The organism is Synechococcus sp. ATX 2A4, from assembly GCF_024346375.1.
Classification (GTDB): domain Bacteria; phylum Cyanobacteriota; class Cyanobacteriia; order PCC-6307; family Cyanobiaceae; genus MW101C3.
On sequence record NZ_JAGQCV010000012.1, the window covers coordinates 82,273 to 99,100 of the forward strand.

15 protein-coding genes and 1 tRNA gene are annotated in these 16,828 nt (G+C 67.6%); 7 read left to right on the plus strand and 9 right to left on the minus strand.

Annotation, left to right across the window (positions count from 1 at the left end; all coding sequences use genetic code 11):
• Positions 1 to 2 precede the first annotated feature (2 nt).
• Entirely contained in the window at positions 3 to 218 is a 216-nt protein-coding gene (locus KBY97_RS11980) for a chlorophyll a/b-binding protein (RefSeq protein WP_255147260.1), read from the plus strand.
• Here the strand turns inward: KBY97_RS11980 and KBY97_RS11985 are convergent.
• The 5 genes from KBY97_RS11985 to psbX all read right to left on the minus strand — a co-directional run bounded on the left by KBY97_RS11985 (position 175) and on the right by psbX (position 3,809).
• Complete coding sequence (locus KBY97_RS11985) at positions 175 to 1,299, minus strand: hypothetical protein (protein WP_255147261.1); 1,125 nt, start codon at positions 1,297 to 1,299, stop codon at positions 175 to 177. The genes KBY97_RS11980 and KBY97_RS11985 overlap by 44 nt on opposite strands.
• Positions 1,300 to 1,468: 169 nt before the next feature.
• Entirely contained in the window at positions 1,469 to 1,960 is a 492-nt protein-coding gene (locus KBY97_RS11990) for a hypothetical protein (protein WP_255147262.1), read from the minus strand.
• Positions 1,957 to 2,472, minus strand: a complete 516-nt coding sequence (locus KBY97_RS11995) for a Tol biopolymer transporter periplasmic protein (RefSeq protein WP_399217756.1) — start codon at positions 2,470 to 2,472, stop codon at positions 1,957 to 1,959. Before KBY97_RS11995 ends, KBY97_RS11990 begins: the two co-directional genes overlap by 4 nt.
• A 92-nt stretch (positions 2,473 to 2,564) precedes the next feature.
• Positions 2,565 to 3,581, minus strand: a complete 1,017-nt coding sequence (locus KBY97_RS12000) for a Ycf66 family protein (protein WP_255147264.1) — start codon at positions 3,579 to 3,581, stop codon at positions 2,565 to 2,567.
• Between the two features lie 105 nt (positions 3,582 to 3,686).
• Positions 3,687 to 3,809 carry a photosystem II reaction center X protein gene (psbX, locus tag KBY97_RS12005; protein WP_255147266.1) on the minus strand — a complete coding sequence of 41 codons (123 nt, stop codon included), beginning with the start codon at positions 3,807 to 3,809 and terminating at the stop codon, positions 3,687 to 3,689.
• Between the two features lie 78 nt (positions 3,810 to 3,887).
• Here psbX and KBY97_RS12010 point away from each other — a divergent pair, with 78 nt between their 5' ends.
• Positions 3,888 to 4,217: a YggT family protein gene (locus tag KBY97_RS12010; protein WP_255147267.1), complete on the plus strand. Its 330-nt coding sequence runs from the start codon at positions 3,888 to 3,890 to the stop codon at positions 4,215 to 4,217.
• A gap of 60 nt (positions 4,218 to 4,277) precedes the next feature.
• On the opposite strand, the gene accC is transcribed toward KBY97_RS12010, so the two are convergent.
• A complete protein-coding gene (gene accC / locus KBY97_RS12015) occupies positions 4,278 to 5,627 on the minus strand; it encodes an acetyl-CoA carboxylase biotin carboxylase subunit (RefSeq protein ID WP_255147268.1) in 1,350 nt (449 codons plus the stop codon).
• Between the two features lie 163 nt (positions 5,628 to 5,790).
• Between accC and KBY97_RS12020 the strand changes: the two genes are divergently transcribed.
• The 3 genes from KBY97_RS12020 (at position 5,791) to msrB (ending at position 7,627) form a co-directional block, all read left to right on the plus strand.
• Positions 5,791 to 5,872 (plus strand) — tRNA-Leu (locus KBY97_RS12020).
• Positions 5,873 to 5,887: 15 nt separating this feature from the next.
• Positions 5,888 to 7,159, plus strand: coding sequence for a glycosyl transferase (locus KBY97_RS12025; RefSeq protein WP_255147270.1), 1,272 nt, complete (start codon positions 5,888 to 5,890; stop codon positions 7,157 to 7,159).
• Positions 7,160 to 7,198: 39 nt separating this feature from the next.
• Positions 7,199 to 7,627 (plus strand): peptide-methionine (R)-S-oxide reductase MsrB, encoded by a 429-nt coding sequence (gene msrB / locus KBY97_RS12030; protein ID WP_255147271.1) that lies wholly within the window; start codon positions 7,199 to 7,201, stop codon positions 7,625 to 7,627.
• Between the two features lie 160 nt (positions 7,628 to 7,787).
• Here the strand turns inward: msrB and KBY97_RS12035 are convergent, their stop codons facing one another.
• Both KBY97_RS12035 and smc read right to left on the minus strand, forming a co-directional pair.
• Positions 7,788 to 9,002, minus strand: coding sequence for a PRC-barrel domain-containing protein (locus KBY97_RS12035; RefSeq protein ID WP_399217750.1), 1,215 nt, complete (start codon positions 9,000 to 9,002; stop codon positions 7,788 to 7,790).
• A 79-nt stretch (positions 9,003 to 9,081) separates the two neighbouring features.
• A complete protein-coding gene (smc, locus tag KBY97_RS12040; protein WP_255147272.1) occupies positions 9,082 to 12,666 on the minus strand; it encodes a chromosome segregation protein SMC in 3,585 nt (1,194 codons plus the stop codon).
• A gap of 112 nt (positions 12,667 to 12,778) precedes the next feature.
• Between smc and KBY97_RS12045 the strand changes: the two genes are divergently transcribed.
• Positions 12,779 to 13,195: a glycine zipper domain-containing protein gene (locus KBY97_RS12045; RefSeq protein ID WP_255147274.1), complete on the plus strand. Its 417-nt coding sequence runs from the start codon at positions 12,779 to 12,781 to the stop codon at positions 13,193 to 13,195.
• Complete coding sequence (locus KBY97_RS12050) at positions 13,192 to 13,596, plus strand: phage holin family protein (protein WP_255147275.1); 405 nt, start codon at positions 13,192 to 13,194, stop codon at positions 13,594 to 13,596. Before KBY97_RS12045 ends, KBY97_RS12050 begins: the two co-directional genes overlap by 4 nt.
• Before the next feature lie 61 nt (positions 13,597 to 13,657).
• On the opposite strand, the gene KBY97_RS12055 is transcribed toward KBY97_RS12050, so the two are convergent.
• Positions 13,658 to 14,833 carry a class I SAM-dependent RNA methyltransferase gene (locus tag KBY97_RS12055; RefSeq protein ID WP_255147277.1) on the minus strand — a complete coding sequence of 392 codons (1,176 nt, stop codon included), beginning with the start codon at positions 14,831 to 14,833 and terminating at the stop codon, positions 13,658 to 13,660.
• Between the last annotated feature and the right edge of the window lie 1,995 nt (positions 14,834 to 16,828).

Sequence of the window (16,828 nt, forward strand, 5' to 3'; positions counted from 1 at the left end):
CCATGCCTGCTGACCCGGATCCCGCTACCGCACCAGCCACAGATCCAGCCACCCCAGCTTCCACAAGCGCCACCACGGCCGATGCCCCTGCCTTCGGCTGGAGCGGTTATGCCGAGCGGGTGAATGGGCGCTTCGCGATGATCGGCTTTGCGTCCGTGCTGCTGATCGAAGCCCTCAGCGGTGACACGTTTCTGCACTGGGCCGGCCTGGTCCCCTGAGCCCGCTGGCCGGCAGCAACCTGCTCACCTGCCTAATCCGCTGCCGCAGCTTGCGGGCGGATCCGAAGGCAGCGGCAACCCCCAGCAGCGGCAGCGGACCAGGGATGGGCACCGGTCCTGGGTCATTCGACACCGTGCCGGTGATGCTGAAATCCAGCAGAGAGGCTGTGAGGTTTGAAGGGTTGTTGTCGGTGTTGCGGACATCCTCCAGGTAGGTCGTCCAACGGATGCCGCCGATTTGGGTGTTCGCTGTCAGCCCTGCCCTGGCGTAATTCAAAAGTAGATTGTTGTCCGTTCCGTTAGATCCTGGCCTTGTTGCGTTGCTGGTGCTGGTCGGGTTGGAGTTCGCCACGTTCAGAACTGTCCGAGTGAGTGCGGCCACGTAGTTGCCCACACCCGCCTGCCCGCTGAAGCCTTCACCAGCTGACAGGTATTGCGAACTGGCACCGGGAGTGAACGTGAGCCCGGGAGCGGCCACGGCGCTGAAAGGGGATCCAGCTGGATTGAGGAACTGGATCACCGAGTACTCCCAGGCCAGCCCGGCAGTGTTGAGGCTGGAGAAGTTGAACGACGCGGCGGTGACCACCAGGTTGGAATTGAAGAGCAGTTGAAAGCTGTTCGCTGTGACCGAGCCGGGGTTGTTGATGGAGACGCCCGTGGTGAAGCCGTGACTCGCCTGCACCCTTGATGGGGCCACGGCAGGAAATGGGGAGGCGGCTGCCGTCGCACCGAGGGCTACCCGCCCGTAGCCAAGGCCCCCCACGCTGCTGTTGCCCGACAGGAGGAAATCGTTCAGGTCGCCATTGTTTGTCACCAGCTTGGCGCCGGTGAGGTCGTTGATCGTGTTGTAGGCAAACGACTGGTGGCCAGCGAGCACCTGGCCCGGGAGCAGGAGGTTGAGCACTTCGCAGCCTGCCGGTGAGGCAGGAGCGGTGCAGCCTGCAGCCCCCGGTGGACCGGTCAAAAACTGCAGATTCGTGAGCGGTGCCGCCTGGGCCTGCAGGCCTGCCGTTGCCAGCGCGGCGAACGCCAGCCGCCCGCCCCATCGCGTCAGCGACGCCAGAAGAGTGGGCCGTTGCATGGAGGCCAAGCGTTCCGTTCCTGCCAAAGAGGCCGGAGGATGCGGAGCTGGGATCACAAGACCTTCAGTTGGCGTCTTTTGAAACTTTACTCATGATTTTCTCATCTTGTGTTGGCTTGTTCTGGGTACGGCTTCTGAGCGGGCCGCCGGCCGTTGAGAGTCTCCTCACTCACGGGAGCTCAATCAGGTCCACACCCCAGAGGCCGCCCCGGCTCACCTGAACGGCGAGGACGCGGCCATCGGCACTGAGAGCCACCTGCTGCGGTACTCCGGGCGGGTCGATCGGCAGCCGCTGCAGGCTCTGCGTCGAGCGGCGGTACAGGGCGAGTTCGGTGCGTCCATCGAGCTGGCGCACCAGTGCCAGCTGTTCCCCTGCGTCATCCACGCTGACGCTCACCGGCTGCGCATCCGGGCGGTTCAGGCCCGGCAGCGGCACCGGACGACGCGACTGCAGGTGGATCATCAGCACCTGCTCCCGTCCTTGGCGGCCGCTGATCAGGGCCAGCCAGCGGCCGCTCAGCGATGGCGCATGGTTCACCCCGGCCTGTTGCAGCACCTGGCTGAGTGGTCCGAGGGGCCGCAGCGGCGGTGCGCAGCCCGCCAGCGCCGCAGCCGCCAGCAGACAAGCGGCGGCTGCCGCAGCTCGGCCGCGCCGGGTCACGGGCCTGCTGCTCCGCCGGCACCTTCCGGCGCGCTGCCGCCGAGCCGCTGGCCCGGCGCCCGATCCGGTTCGAGCAGGCCGCTGAGGTCGAACAGGTCCACTCGCCGCTGCCCGGCCTGCACCAGCTGCAGCGCCAGCCGTTGGCCATCGCTGGAGAGGCTCAGCCGCTGCGGCTCCAGGTCGCCAGGGAGGGGCAGCGGATGCAGACGGCCCGTGGCCCGGTCTTCCACCACCGCCAACCGGCGTGTTCCCCGCTGCACGAGCAGGGCCAGATAGCGGCCGTTCCAGCTCAACGACGGGGAGCTGTGGGGCTGGTGCCGCTGCAGCTGGCGCAGGGGAATCACCCGTCCGCTGAGCCGCTCCTGCAGCAGCACAGTGGTGCGTCCGTCCCGTTCCACCAGGCTGGCCAGCAGCCGGCCATCACCACTCAACGCCGGTTCCTGGCGCGCCTCGGGCCCAAGCCCGGTGGAGGGCGCCGGCCGCCGTCTCAGCCCGGGGCCGCAGCCAGACAGCCAGACCGCCAATGGTGGGGCGAACACCAAGATCGCCCAGCGCAGGGGGCGGGTCTGGCCACGGCCCTGGGAGTTCACCGGTGGCTGCGGGTTCAGTCGTCGAAACGGGAGCTGTTATCGCGGCTGGAGCCGGTGCGGGCGCTGCTGGTGGAGCTGCGAGCACTGGTGCTGCTGGAGGCGCTGCGGGCACTGGTGTTGCTCGTGGAGCGCAGCGGGGTGTAATCCGCATCGCTGGCCGGATCAGGGGCGGCGCCGGCGGTTTTGACCCCTGCACCACCGGTGCGCAACGGGGAGCCCAGCGGTGGCATGCCAGCGGCGGGGCGCTGTGAAAACTCAGGGCCGCCTGGGAGGGGACCGGAACCGGAAACGGGAGCGCTGCCGGCGCGGCGGCTGGAGCGGGGTCCCGTTTCGCTGCTGGCGGTGGGGCGAGTTCCCCGACGGGGCTCAGCGGTGACATCCGGATCGCGGCGGCGGGAGCCGAAGGCTGGACCGGAGCTGGGGGCCGCCACGGTGCGCGGCGAGGGGCCGGCCCGGAAGCCGGGATCCACAGCAGCAGGGCGGTCGTCGGCGCGGGGGGAACGGGGGGATGGGTCCCAGTCGTCAGCGTCGGCGGGGCGGCGGCTGGCGGCACGCTCTGGGATGGCAGGGCGGGCCGTGCGGCGAGGCCGGTAGAAGTCGTCGTCTTCGGGCTCCGTTTCCCGCGAACGGATGCGGCGGCGCAGCGGCTGGGGTTCTTCCAGGCGCTCGACATCCGGGTTCCAGTCGCCGCCACCCATACGGCCACGGGCTGGCGGGGGCAGGGGTTCGTCGTCGTCGAAGAAGGAGGAGCGCCGCGCCTGTTCGGTGGTGACGCCTCTCAGGCGCACGCTCTCGTAGGCGAAGAAGACGGTGGTGCCGGCCAACAGGAACTGGCCGAACTGCAGGATTGGATCGAGGCGCCAGCCCTGGAAGAAGAGGATGCCGCCGCAGAGCAGACCGATCGCCGCAAAGAAAACGTCATAGTCCCGGGCGAGGGCGGGCTTGAAGCTCCTCATGAAATAAAGGAAAGCTCCACCGACGGCCAACACGATGCCGACGATGCTCGCCCAGTTCAGGCTGGCATTAACCACGTCTGGAAGACCTCAGGCAGAACGGACGGGCACATCCTCCCGTTGGAGAACCCGTTGCATCAGTTTAGGGACATCGCCAGAGGACGGCCGCTTCGGCCAGGCGGATCAAAGCTTGCGGTCGACCTGATCGGTCTGGCTGATCAGCACCAGGGCGATGCTGATGGGGACCACCACGATCACCGCTCCCCACACGAGGCTGCTGAGGAAGTTCGCGAGGGAAGGGGTCATGGTGGTGCTGATGAAGGCTCGGATCCTAGTCAAGGGGCTTCGGTTCCTACGATCGGTGACCTTGCTGCTTAGAGCTTTGTGACGGCTGCCCCGTTGCTGCGTTTGCTGCCGGCACTGAATCTGCTGCTGGCTCTGGTGCTGGGCGCCTGGACCCTGCTGTTCCTGTTTCGCATCGTGCTCACCTGGTATCCCCAGATCGATCTGCAGCGGGGTGCCATGCGTTTGATCGGCTGGCCCACGGAGTCGTTGCTGGCCACCACCCGCCGCGTGGTGCCGCCAATCGGCGGCGTCGACGTCACGCCGGTGATCTGGGTGGGCTTGATCAGCCTGGTGCGGGAATTGCTGCTGGGTCAGCAGGGCCTGCTCACGCTCGTGGCGCGCCATGGCACCGGCCTCGGCGTCGGCTGAACAGGCCCGCCCAGGCGGAAGCGGCCGGCTTCAGAGCGGCAATCGCCTTCCGCTCTGGTTTCAACCCGGCAGCATCTCCTGCTCTACAAATTTGGTGTGGATGTCACCCCGCTGAAACTCGGGCCGGTCCAGCAGGCTGAGGTGAAAGTCGATGGTGGTGGAGATGCCGGTGATGGCGCATTCCATCAACGCGCGCCGCATGCGACGGATCGCCCCTTCGCGATCCGGTGCCCACACGATCAGCTTGCCGATCAGGGAGTCGTAGAAGACCGGAATCTCGTAGCCGGTGTAGACATGGCTGTCGACCCGCACCCCGGGCCCCCCCGGAGGGAGCCAGCCGGTGATCCGCCCTGGCGCCGGCCGGAAGTTCTTCTGCGGATCTTCGGCGTTGATGCGGCATTCAATGGCGTGCCCGCGCAGCTGCACGTCGGATTGCCTCAGGCGCAGGGGTTCACCGCCGGCGATGTGCAGCTGCTCGGCGATCAGGTCGATGCCGGTCACCATCTCGGTGACCGGATGCTCCACCTGGATGCGGGTGTTCATCTCCATGAAGTAGAAGGCGCCGCTCTTGTCGAGCAGGAACTCCACGGTGCCGGCGCCCTCGTAGGTGATGCTGCGGGCGGCCGCCACCGCCGCTTCCCCCATGCGCTGGCGCAGGCCGGCATTGAGCGCCGGGCTGGGCGCTTCCTCCAGCAGCTTCTGGTGGCGACGCTGGATCGAGCAGTCGCGCTCGCCCAGATGCACCACGTTGCCGTGGCGATCAGCCAGCACCTGCACTTCCACGTGCCTGGGCCGGTCGATGAACTTTTCCATGTAGAGGCCGGGGTTGCCGAAAGCAGCCTCCGCTTCACCCTGGGCTGCCTTGAACAGGCCCTCCAACTGATCGGCGTCGGGCACCAGCCGCATGCCGCGCCCGCCGCCCCCGGCGGTGGCCTTGATCATCACCGGATAGCCCATGGCTCCAGCGGCTGCCGCTGCGGCCTCGGCATCGGCCAGCAGGCCCTCGCTGCCCGGCACGGTGGGCACGCCCACCCGCTGCATGGTGGCCTTGGCGGTGGATTTGTCACCCATCGCCCGGATCGCCTCCGCCGAAGGACCCACGAAGGTGAGGCCGTGGGCGGCGCAGATCTCAGCGAAACGGTCGTTTTCGGCCAGGAACCCGTAGCCGGGATGGATGGCGTCAGCGCCGCGGGAAATGGCCGCCGCGATGATGTTGGGAATGTTGAGGTAGCTCTTGCGGCTGGGCGCCTCGCCGACGCACACCGCTTCATCGGCGAGCTGCACGTGCAGGGCGTTGCGATCCACCGTGCTGTAAACGGCCACCGTGGCGATGCCGAGTTCACGGCAGGAACGCAGGATTCGCAGCGCGATTTCGCCCCGGTTGGCGATCAGCAGCTTGCCGATGGGCATCCCATACGCATCCAGGCGCAGCGGACTGTATCAGCGCTCACCCTGGGCCCCTGCGGCCCGGCGCTGTACCGCCTGCCGGGCCGGGTGGAGCGGGCGCAGCGAAAGGGTGGGCCGGGCAATCGGTATATTGGCGAGCCGAAGGGGGTTCGCCCCTGACGGCCACGCGGATGTGGTGGAATTGGTAGACACGCACGTTTGAGGGGCGTGTGGCTTCGGCCTTGCGAGTTCAAGTCTCGCCATCCGCATTTCTCTTCACCAACTTGACCGGCCCGCCGTCCGCCACAGCGATCGTGCTGGTCTGCAACGGCCCCGGTGAACTCACCACCTGGGTTCGTCCGTTGGCCGAACGCCTGCATGCGTCGCTGGCCTTGCGGCCGCGCCAGCCGCAGGCGGCCACGGAGTTGCGCCTGGTGCTGGTGCCCTGCCCCAACGCCACCGGCCATGAGCGTCAGGCCGCTGAGCGGCTGGGTCTGTTCAGCTCGATCGTGCCGGCCGAGCGTTTCTGGAAGTTGCTGCTGCGTCCTCGCCGCTACGGTCCCTGGCCGGCCCGGGGTGTGGTGGTGTTCCTGGGCGGCGATCAGTTCTGGACGGTGCTGCTCAAGGCCCGCCTCGGCTACCGCCACCTCACCTACGCGGAGTGGGTGGCCCGCTGGCCCCGCTGGAACGACCGCATCGCCGCCATGGGCCCGGAGGCTGCCCGTCGTCTGCCCTCTCGCTGGAGCTCCCGTTGCACCGTGGTGGGCGATCTGATGGCCGATCTCTCCGAGACGGCCCGGGCTGAGGCGCCCTTACCGGCCGGTCAGTGGGTGGCCCTGCTGCCCGGCTCGAAGCGCGCCAAGTTGCTGGTGGGGATGCCATTCCTGCTTGACACCGCTGACCGGCTCGCGGCGCTGCGGCCCGGCTGCCGCTTTCTGCTGCCCGTGGCACCCACCACCACGGTGACCGAACTGCTCGCGTTGGCCGGGCCCGCCAATCCGTTGCACCGGCACTACGGCAGCAGCGAGCCCCGGCTGCTGGAGCCCTCAGCGGAGGCGCCATCCCGCTGGCTGGAAACCGCTTCCGGCACGCGCATCCTGCTGGTGGAGCAGCATCCCGCCCACGGGGCGTTGAGCCAGTGCGCGCTGGCGCTCACCACCGTGGGCGCCAACACCGCCGAGTTGGGCGCGCTCGCGGTGCCGATGATCGTGCTGGTGCCCACCCAGCACCTCCAGGTGATGCAGGCCTGGGACGGCTGGCTGGGGCTGGTGGCGCGCCTGCCGCTGCTGCGCTGGTTGCTGGGGGTGGCGCTCACCGCCTGGCGGATGCGCCAGCGCGGCTTCCTGGCCTGGCCCAACATCTCCGCCGGGCGGGCTGTGGTGCCCGAGCGGGTGGGGCCGATCCTGCCCCAGGAGATCGCCGCTGAAGCCGCCGACTGGCTGTCCCATCCGGAGCGGTTGGCGGGGCAACGGGAGGATCTGCGCGCGTTGCGGGGCCAGCCTGGGGCCGTGGCCGCCCTCGCCGCGATGGTGACCGAACTGCTCCCCACTGCGTAGGTTGAGGGTTGCCACTTTCGCCGCTCGTCGCCTACGGCCATGGCCCCTTCCGATTCAGCTGCCCCTTCCTCCTCTTCTCCCTCCCCTGCGGAAGCGGACCAGATCTGGCAGCAGAAGCTCAGCCCGGAGCAATATCAGGTGGCACGTCTCGGTGGCACGGAGCGGGCCTTCACCGGCGCCTACTGGAACAACAAGCAGGCCGGTCATTACAACTGCGTGTGCTGCGGCACCCGGCTGTTCAGCTCCGACGCCAAGTTCGACTCCGGCTCCGGTTGGCCCAGCTTCTGGAGCAGCCTTGACCCCAAGGCGATCACCACGGTCGAAGACCGCAGCCACGGCATGGTGCGCACGGAAATCCGCTGCGCCACCTGCGAAGCGCACCTCGGTCACCTGTTCACCGACGGTCCGGCGCCCACGGGCCTGCGGTATTGCGTGAACTCAGCCTCGCTCAACTTCGAATCGAAGTAAGAGGCAACGCGAAGGGACGGAAAGTGGCGATCCATTCAGTGCGCAGGGGTGGCGCACGGCTGGAGTCGCCCATGGCCGTGATTCATCCCATTCGCACTGAGCACGATCCGCGATCACAACAGGCTGCGATCAAACGGGCAGAAATCAACCCTGGCTCAACTCACCAGGGATCTTCGTAATCGGTGCGGCGGCGCGGTGCAGGCTCATCGGCCATCTCCCCGTCTGTATAGGGCTCCACATCCACATCGACAGGATCCTGACCCATCAGCGGGCGGCGACGGCTGTCCGGCCGTGCCTGCAGGGGGGGGCGCTCGCGTAAGGGCAACTCGCGCTGGGTCAGTTCGCGCAAGGGCGGTTCGGGCTGGGGGGCGAGGGGCTCAAAGGCTTCGCGGCCGGGTCCGTCGTTGCCGTAGCCACGATCCGACGGCCGACCGAGGCCAGGCCCATCGTCGATGCCATCGCCACGGACTTCACCCCGGCTGAAACCACGGTCCTCATCGCTGGTGAAGTTCCGCTCGCCGTCACGGCCATAGCGGCGCGGCTCACGGCCGTAGGTCTCCTCGTCCTCGTCGTCGAGGTAGCGGCGCTGGCGCAGTGGCTCCTGCCGCCGCCGCTCCAGCTCCACATACTCCAGCTCCTGATCGACGCTGGGCTCCACCGCCCGACTGGTGGCGGGCTGGATGCGGCGCTGCTCCTGGACGCTGGGCTGCCCGGAGGCCAGTTGGTTCTCCACCGGCACCATTGTCTGGCGGAAGCGATCCCGCTCCTCCTGCTCCCAGCTGGGGCCGCCGATGCCCAGCTTTTCGAGCAGGCCCGTACCGAGTTGCTTGAGTTTTTCTTCCGCCCCTTCGTAAACAATGATGCGGTCGGGGCCGCTGCTGACGACCTCCTCCACCGCCAGTTCCCAGGTGCTCAGCACCCCTTCGCCCAACAAGGGCACACCGAGCGCCCCCAGCACCAAGGTGGTGAGCTCGCCGGTTTCGATGTCGAAGCTGAAGCCGAGCACCCGGCCGAGCTGTTCGCCCGACTCGCTGATCACCTGGCAGTTGATCACCTTGCTGTAGCGCTCGGGATTGAACCCCTGGGCCAGTGAATCGGCGGAATCCACCAGGATCACATCGCCCACCTGGCGGATGCGGTCGAGGGGCATCCAGCGGGGCAGGCCCGGCAGGAAGCGGGTGAGGGGGTTGTCGCGCAGGCCGAGGGCCACCACCTCACGCCGGTCGATGTCCACCACCACCTCGCCCACCACGCCGAGCCGGCGGCCCGTGTCACGGGTGATCACCTGGGTGCCCATCAGCTCGGAGCGCAGCCAGAGACGGTCGCTGGGTGCGGCGGCGGCGGGATCGGCGGAAGGAGGAATGGAAGAGGTCAACGGCCAGATCCCGCGGGGTGTCGGCGACATTGGGGCTGGGGGTCATTGTGACCCACGGCCCCGGTGGTGGGGGTTCGGTCTAGGCGGCGGTGGGCAGACCCACCACCTGCGTGTGGGCGCCGCGGGCCTGGGTGACCCCGATCGTGCGGGTGGCGGCGGCGATCATCGGGCGCCGGTGGCTGACCACCAGGAACTGGGCCTGATCCGCCTGGCTGGCGATCAGGGCGGCCAGCCGCTCCACGTTCACGCCATCGAGGAAGCTGTCCACCTCATCGAGGGCATAGAAGGGAGAGGGGCGGAAGCGCTGCAGGGCAAACAGGAAACTCAGCGCCGTGAGCGATTTCTCCCCCCCTGACATCGAGGCCAGCCGCCGCACCGCCTTGCCTTTGGGGTGGGCCACCAGGGTGAGCCCTCCTTCCAGCGGTTGGTCCGGGTTTTCCAGCTGCAGGTGCCCTTCGCCATCGGAGAGCCCGGCGAAGATCGTGCGGAAGTGGCCGTCCACAGCCTGGAAGGCCTCCAGGAAGGCCTCCTGACGCAGCGTGGCCACCGTTTCAATCCGCAGCAGCAGCTCCTCCCGCTCCTTGCTGAGCACCTCGAGGCGCTCCTCCAGTTCGGCAATCCGCCGCTCCAGCACCTCCAGCTCCTCAAGGGCGAGCATGTTCACCGGCTCCAGTGCTTCCATCCGCTGCTGCAGCCGCAGCTGAGACTGCTCGAGTGCCGCCAGCCCCGCCTCCCGCACGGCCGCTGGCACCTCCGGCAGGGGGTCTGGCAGCTCACGCTCCATCGCCTCCAACCGCAGCCCCAGCCCCCGCTCCTGCTCGGCCAGGGCAACGAGCTCCTCCTGAAGCCGCTGCAGATCCCACTGCTGCTGCTGCAGGGCCAGGCGCGCGGCCGCCAGGCGGGCTTCGGCCCCGTCGCGGGCACGGCGCCGCTCCCCGAAGCGTTCCTGCAGCTCGCTTTGCTGTGCTTCCAGGGCAGCGCGGCGCTGCTGGGCCTCGTTCTGCCGCTCCCGCCACTGGCCATGGGCCTCAGACAAGGTGAGCACCGCCTGGCGGAGCCGCTGCTCCTCGCTGGCCAGGGCTTCGAGCTGATGCCCGAGCCGCTCCGCCGCCAGGGTGCGTTCCCGCCGCGCGGCCAGCAGGGCGTCGTGGTGCTGGCGGGCCTGGTGCAGGGCGGCATCGGCCGTTTCGAGTTCGTGCTGCAGGCCTTGCCAGCGGTCGCTGTCGCCGCTGCTCTGGGCGGCGGCCTCCTCCTGTTCCAGGCCCGCCAGCTGCTGCTGCGGGGTTTCCAGCAGCGCCACCAGCTCCATGTGGCGCTGCTGATCGGCGGCCTCGGCGGCGCGGGTGTGCGCGAGGCGTTCGCTGAGCTGCCGCAGGCGCTCCAGCTGGGGCCCGGCGGCCCGCTCGGCGGCCCCGCGCTCGGCTTCGAGGCCAGCGAGGCGTTGTTGGTGGCCCTGCAGCAGGGGTCGCAGCTGCTCCAGCTGGCGCCCCAGCTCAGCCTCCTGGCGGCGGCAGGCCACCAGGCTTTCGCCCAGTTCCAGCAGGCGCCGACGCAACGGTTCGGCCTCGTCGTGCTCGCCGCTGCTGCCGAAGCTGAGCCGGTCGCTGCGCTGCTGCAGGCTGCCGCCGGTCATGGCGCCACTGCGCTCCAGCAGCTCGCCCTCCAGGGTGACGGCGCGGCAACGCCCCAGCTCCTGACGGGCGCTGGCGAGGTCTTCGAACACGAGCGTGTCGCCGAAGACGTAGCGGAACACCTCGCCATAGACGGGCTCGTAGCGGATCAGATCCACCGCCCGCCCCACCAGCCCGCGGGGGTTGCCCCAGCTGCTGGGCGCCGCGCCGCTGCCGCCGCCGCGGATGCGGTTCAGGGGCAGGAAGGTGAGCCGGCCGGCCCGGCGGCTTTTGAGCAGCTCGATCGCCCGGGCGGCGATGCGGTCGTCGTCGACCACCACCTGGCCGAGGCGGGCCCCGGCCGCCACCTCCAGCGCCAGCCGCACCCGATCCTCCACATCCCCCAGCTGGGCGACGGGACCGTGGATGCCCTCCAGGCCGGATTCGAGCAGCAGCCTGAGCGCGCCGGTGCCCCGGCTTTCCTGCAGGGTTTCGCGGCGGCTTTCCAGGCGGGCGATGTCACGCTCCAGGCCGATCTGCTCCTGCTCCAGTCGGGCGCGGGTGCGTTGCTGCAGCGCCAAGGCCTCGGCCAGCTCCTGGGCCTGCTGCTGCTGCTCGGCCAAGGTGTGCTGCAGCGCAATGGTTTCCGTGTTCAGGCTGGCCTGGCGCTGCTGCAGCTCCTGGCCGTCGCCGCTGCCGCCTTCCAGCTCGGCGCCCAGCTCCAGCAGGCGTTCCTGCTGCTGGCGCAACCGCTCGGCCAGCTGCTGCCGCTCCGCCAGCAATGGCGCAATCGCTCTCTGCAGCTGGCTGCGCTGCTGGCTGCGCTGCTTCTGCGCCTCGAGCCAGCTGCCGGAACGCCCCGCCACCTCGCCCAGCCGGCGCCGCGAGAGGTCCACAGCCGCTTCGGCGTTCTGGCAGGCCTGCTCAGCCGCCTCCAGCTGCTGGCGATCGTCGTCGCCTGTGAGGGCGTGCTGCTGCTGCCGCAGTTCACCCTGCTGGTGGCTGAGTGCCTGGCGCTGGTGCTGAAGTTGTTCGGCCTCCTGCTGGTGCCGTTCGCCTTGACGGGCCAGTTCGCGGTTGCTGGAGTCGAGGCCGGCCAGTTCGGCCTGAACACCAAGCAGCTGGTCTTCGCCGAGCGCCTTCACCTCCGCCTGCAGAACCTCAAGCTGGCGCGCGTTTTGCTCCAGGGCCTCCTGGGCGGCAGCGATGGCCAGCCGGTCGGCGTCCTGCTGGGCGGTGAGCGCCGTCTGGCGGCGCGTCACGTCGGCGCGTTGTGCCTGGGCCTGCTCGAAGCGCAGCAGCTGCTCCTGCAGGCGGCCTTCGTGGTGCTGCTGGCGGAGATCCTGATAGAGGCGGGCCTTGGCGCAGTCGCGCTCGAGCTTCTGGCGGCTGGCCAGCAGCTCCTGCTCAACGATCCGGCAGCGCTCCTGCCGTTCCTGCACTTCATCGAGCTTGGCTCGGCTCTGCTCGATGCGGCTGTCGAACAGGGCCACGCCCGCCAGTTCGTCGATCAGGCCCCGCCGCTCGCGGGCACTCATCGACACGATGCGGGTCACATCGCCCTGCATGACCACGTTGCTGCCCTCCGGATCCACCCGCAGGCGCCGCAGCTGGGTCTGCAGTTGCTGCAGGTTGCAGGGCACACCCTCGGCGCTGTAACTGCTGCTGTAGGTGCCGCCGGGCGCCACGCGCAGGCGCCGGCTCACGGTCCATTCCCGTTGGCCTGCCTGGATCCAGGGACCCTCCGCGGGGGCTTCGAGGCCCTCTTCCGCGCCATCCGGCTGCCAGTCGCCGAGATCGAAGCGCACACTCACCACCGTTTCGGCGGCCTTGCCCTGGCGCAGTACGGCGCTGTTGATCAGATCCGGCAGGCGCTCCGCCCGCATGCCGCGGCTGGACGCCAGGCCCAGGCAAAAGAGCACCGCATCAAGGATGTTGCTCTTGCCCGAACCGTTGGGTCCGGTGACCACGGTGAAATTGGGTTCGAGGCTGATCGCCAGAGATGCGCCGAACGACTTGAAATGTTTGAACTCGACCTGATTGATGTGAACCAACAGGCCCGCGCACCGAGCAGGCCGAATCTATCGGACTCGGCCGCAACCTCAACCCCCTCCAGCGAACCAATGCTTAGCCTGGAACCAACAAGCGTCATTCCCGGGCAGCCCCATGGATCAGCACACCCCGACGCTCAGCGCTGAACGGTTCCGTGAGCGGTTCGAGGCCCTGCTGCCCACCATCCAGCAGGAATGGCCCCAGGTGGCGCGCGAAACCCTCGAAGCCACCCGTGGCAGCTTCGATGAGGTGGCCTCCCTGATCGCCGAGCACACCGGCCGCACCGTCAGTGGCGTGCGCGGCCAGCTGCTCGATCTGCTGCATGGCGCCTCCGACCAGACCCGCCAGCTGGCCGATCGCCTCGGCCCCCTCGAAGAGCAGTTGGAGAACCTGCTCGACGACCTGAACACCAGCCTGCGGCCCCGCCTTGAGAAGCCGGTACGCGAGCGCCCGTTGCTGGCTGTGAGCGTGGCGGCGGCCGTCGGGGTGGTGGTGGGTCTGCTGCTCTCCAGCGGTCGGCGCTCCGCATGAGCGGCAATAACCACCGCCGCAACGACGACGGCCCCGGCATGGGACGCGTTGCCGCGGGGCGTATCACCGCCCTGGTGGCCTCGGTGATGGACCTGCACGTGCGCATTGCCCTGCAGGAGGCCGACAAGGAAAAGCGCCGCCTGATCAGCGGCGGCCTGTTGCTTGGCGCCGGCATCAGCATGGTGATGCTGGCCGCTGTGGCCAGTCAGCTGGCGCTCGTGCTCTGGCTGCAGCTGGGGCTGGCCTGGGGCTGGATCCGCTCGGTGCTGGCCGTGATGGCGCTCGATCTGGTTCTGGCCGGAATGTTCCTGCGCATCGGCGGGCAGCTCACCAAGGGGCCCTATCTGCCCCAGACCACCGCCGGCCTGACCAAGACCACTCGGGCGATCCTGGGCCGCTGATCCACGCGCCGAGCGGTCACGCCGTGCCGTCGCGCTCAATGGAGCCCTTCAATGGAGCCGTTCAGCGGATCGTGTAGTTCAGCCAGCGGCAATCGATGCCGCCGTTGCTCACCGCAATCCGCCGGCTCGCCTTCATGCGCAGGGCGCCGGTGTGGGCAGCGTTGCCGCTCAGCAGCCACAACGACCAGCCGGAGCAGCGTTCCTTGAGCAGGCGGCCGAGATCGCTGTAGAGCGCCTCCAGATCGTCGTCAGCGCCAAGCCGCTCGCCATAGGGCGGGTTGCAGACCAGCACGCCGGGGGTTGACGGGGGTTGGAAGTCACGCACGTCCCCGGCCTGCAGCTCGATCCAGGGGGCCACACCGGCCGCGGCGGCATTGCTGCGCGCCTGCTCCAGCACGTCCCCGTCCTGCTCACGTCCCACGATCGGCGCGAGCGGGCTGCCGTCGGCCAGGCCGGTGCGGCGGCGGCCGGCGGCGGCAGCCACCGCCTGCTGCCACAACTCCGGGTCGAAGTCGGGCCAACCCTCGATCGCGAAGCGGCGGGGTTGGGGCTGGCCGCTGGCGTCCTCCAGCAGCCCCGGCACCCGCGCCAGCGCCAGGCAGGCCGCTTCGATCAGCAAGGTGCCCGAACCGCACAGCGGATCCGCCAGCGGCACGCGGCCATCCCAGCCGGTGCAGGCGATCAGGCCGGCGGCCAGGTTCTCCTTGAGCGGCGCCAGGCCCATCGCCGCCCGCCAGCCACGGCGGTGCAGGCTGCTGCCGGCGGCTTCCACGCTCAGCTGTGCCTGGCCGCCGCCCAGGTGCAGTTGCAGGCTGAGATCGGGATGCTCCAGGTCGATGCCGGAGCGCCGTCCGTGGCGCTCGCGCTGCAGATCCACCAGGGCGTTCTTCACCTGCAGTGCCGTGAAGTGGCTGTGGTTGAGGCCTGGGGCCGTGCCGGTCACATCGACGCGGAAGCTGGCGTCCGGCGGCAGCCAGCGGTCCCAGTCCGCGGCCCGTTGGATGCCGTCGTAGAGCCCATCGGCGCCCGCACAGGGAAAGGCCGCCAGGCGCCGCAGCAGGCGGAAGGGCAGACGCGCCTCCAGCAGCACGCGATAGAAGCCCGCCGGCTCGATCCGAAAGCTTGCCGCCCGCCGCAAGGGCCGCACATCGCTGGCACCGAGCTGCGCCAGCTCCTCAGCGCCCTGCTGCTCCAGGCCCTGGGGCAGCACCGCGACGGCCGCGACAGGTTCGGTCATGCCCACCGGCTTTCCCCCATGCCCTGTGCCCACACTGCTGCCACAATGACAAGGTCCGTCCTCGGGCGGACTAGGTGGCTCACACCGGTGCTTCGGACAGCGGTTCGATTCCGCTCAGCTCCATTCCCGCCTCTGCGGGCTTCCAGGGGCTGCAATGGTTTCGACGGGGTATGAGGAGGGTGACTGAAGCCTGCTCGGTAAGAGCAAACCTGTAACAGCGAACAACATCGTTCGTTTCTCTCGTCAGACCGCCCCTGTGGCTGCCTGACTCCTATAGGGAGATGGGGTAAGTCAGCCTTATCACCCAAATGACTCACGGGGGCTGGAAGGCCCCCATTTCATTGTCAGGGCAAGGGTTTTCGGGATTGGCACTTCATTGGCATTCCCGCAGCGTTGACATCGGCGGTTGGCTGGAAGATCTGGGCGGGGCCCCAAACCACCCTTTGCATCCCGTCAGCTCTGCAACGACGATGTGGTAGCTGCTCAACGTCTGCTCAGAACTGCTTAGGTTTGCTGCGGATCGTGCTGCGAGCTCCGCGAATCTCCAAGCCGCCCCAAGCAGCGGCAAGTCAACCGAATGGGCTCGCAGGAGCCTGATTGCCTGGGTAGGGACATTTGATAAAGTTTGCCAGCATTGTTCCATGCTTCACATTGTCAAGGGAGGCAAAGCAAGGATCTAGGCAAAGAAGAAGGCAATCGACAAAGGTGTCGATTCTGCTATGTGAGCACCCCTTCAAAAGCTAAAATATGCTCCATGCTCAAAGTGCCAGCGCAGTGGAGGAAATGATCCTCTTTGGAGCCAGCTTGAGCTCCTTTCTTTCTTGATCTCTTCCCTTATCTCTTTCCTTTGCTGAAGGGATCGCCCTAGCCGCCATCAGTTGAAACTGAATGAGCAACCCGGCGCGATGATGTTCACTTTCAGGCCCTTGAGAATCCTGGCCATGTCCGGCTGCGAGATCCCGGGACACATGCCACCAGGTGTGACAATCTATGCTTCCTCTGGGCATTTCTTCTGAATCTCAGCGCGTACCAGTCTTTCGTATCTGGCTGGATCGTTCCTTACGTATCTATTGTATAGCTTGGAGTTGTCGCGCATCGTGATGAAGAGCACTCCCTCTCTGTCGTTGTTTCCGGATGTGATTTGAGAGCAGTATTCATTGGCGGCAGTAAAGACTGCGGTCTGGTAGGTGGTCTTTGCTGGTGGCTCCACGGGCGTTAGGGAGGTGATAGCAAGTGCTGCCGAGGCAAGTGCGGGGATCATTCTCCTTTATCGTGATGCCCAAGGATAGATTGAAGGATCGGGATTCAGGCTTGTTCTCATGCAAATCACGGTGTTTGCCAAGGTTTTTGCCAAGACATTCGCTCGGGAGTCCGCCTGGTGATCCGGCTCCGGAACTGTCTGGGTATGCGTGGAGCTGGTCAGGGCCCCATCAGGGGGTGTGCTTGGGGCATCAGCGAATGCTTCGCCATGATCACCGACTGGTCGCGCCGGAGAGAAAAAAGCGTTGTCGACGCAAGCGTCAAGGTGTAGGGCTTGACACCCTTGGATGCTCAGGGCGGCAGACGGTGTTCACAGTGCAGCCGGCTCCAGCGCCTTTGCCGGAGCGCCTGACCCTTTTTTCATGCACCGAAAGGGCACATAGAACAGTCACGCCGTGCCTTGGCTCACTTCTGATTAACGCGGTTAGAAGTGGTGGCGGGGTATACCGTGAGGGCTCGTAGTCACGGTGACCTTGGATCTCGCAAGGGTTCGTATGCCACTCTCGGCAACATCTGTCGAGATCGTCGGACAAGTTTTTGTCCTACATTGGGGTAAGGCAATCTTACTGAGCTAGGGAAGCTCTGGGCAACAAGGCTGCAAGCGACATCTGGGCCCCCCAAATGTTTGCGGTGGCCTGTCTCGGTGCAGATCCAGTAAGAATCGGCCTGCTTTCTGCTCTTTCGAGCCATTTCCCCTGCCATTTTGGTTCGATTCTGACCCCGATGGGCACACCA

Excerpts from the sequence above, each read along its gene's own strand:
- KBY97_RS12055 (WP_255147277.1), bottom strand. The coding sequence starts at position 14,833 with ATGACCGAACCTGTCGCGGCCGTCGCGGTGCTGCCCCAGGGCCTGGAG.
- KBY97_RS11980 (WP_255147260.1), top strand. The coding sequence starts at position 3 with ATGCCTGCTGACCCGGATCCCGCTACCGCACCAGCCACAGATCCAGCC.
- accC (WP_255147268.1), bottom strand. The coding sequence starts at position 5,627 with ATGCCCATCGGCAAGCTGCTGATCGCCAACCGGGGCGAAATCGCGCTG.
- KBY97_RS11985 (WP_255147261.1), bottom strand. The coding sequence starts at position 1,299 with ATGCAACGGCCCACTCTTCTGGCGTCGCTGACGCGATGGGGCGGGCGG.
- KBY97_RS12045 (WP_255147274.1), top strand. The coding sequence starts at position 12,779 with ATGGATCAGCACACCCCGACGCTCAGCGCTGAACGGTTCCGTGAGCGG.
- KBY97_RS12050 (WP_255147275.1), top strand. The coding sequence starts at position 13,192 with ATGAGCGGCAATAACCACCGCCGCAACGACGACGGCCCCGGCATGGGA.
- psbX (WP_255147266.1), bottom strand. The coding sequence starts at position 3,809 with ATGACCCCTTCCCTCGCGAACTTCCTCAGCAGCCTCGTGTGGGGAGCG.
- msrB (WP_255147271.1), top strand. The coding sequence starts at position 7,199 with ATGGCCCCTTCCGATTCAGCTGCCCCTTCCTCCTCTTCTCCCTCCCCT.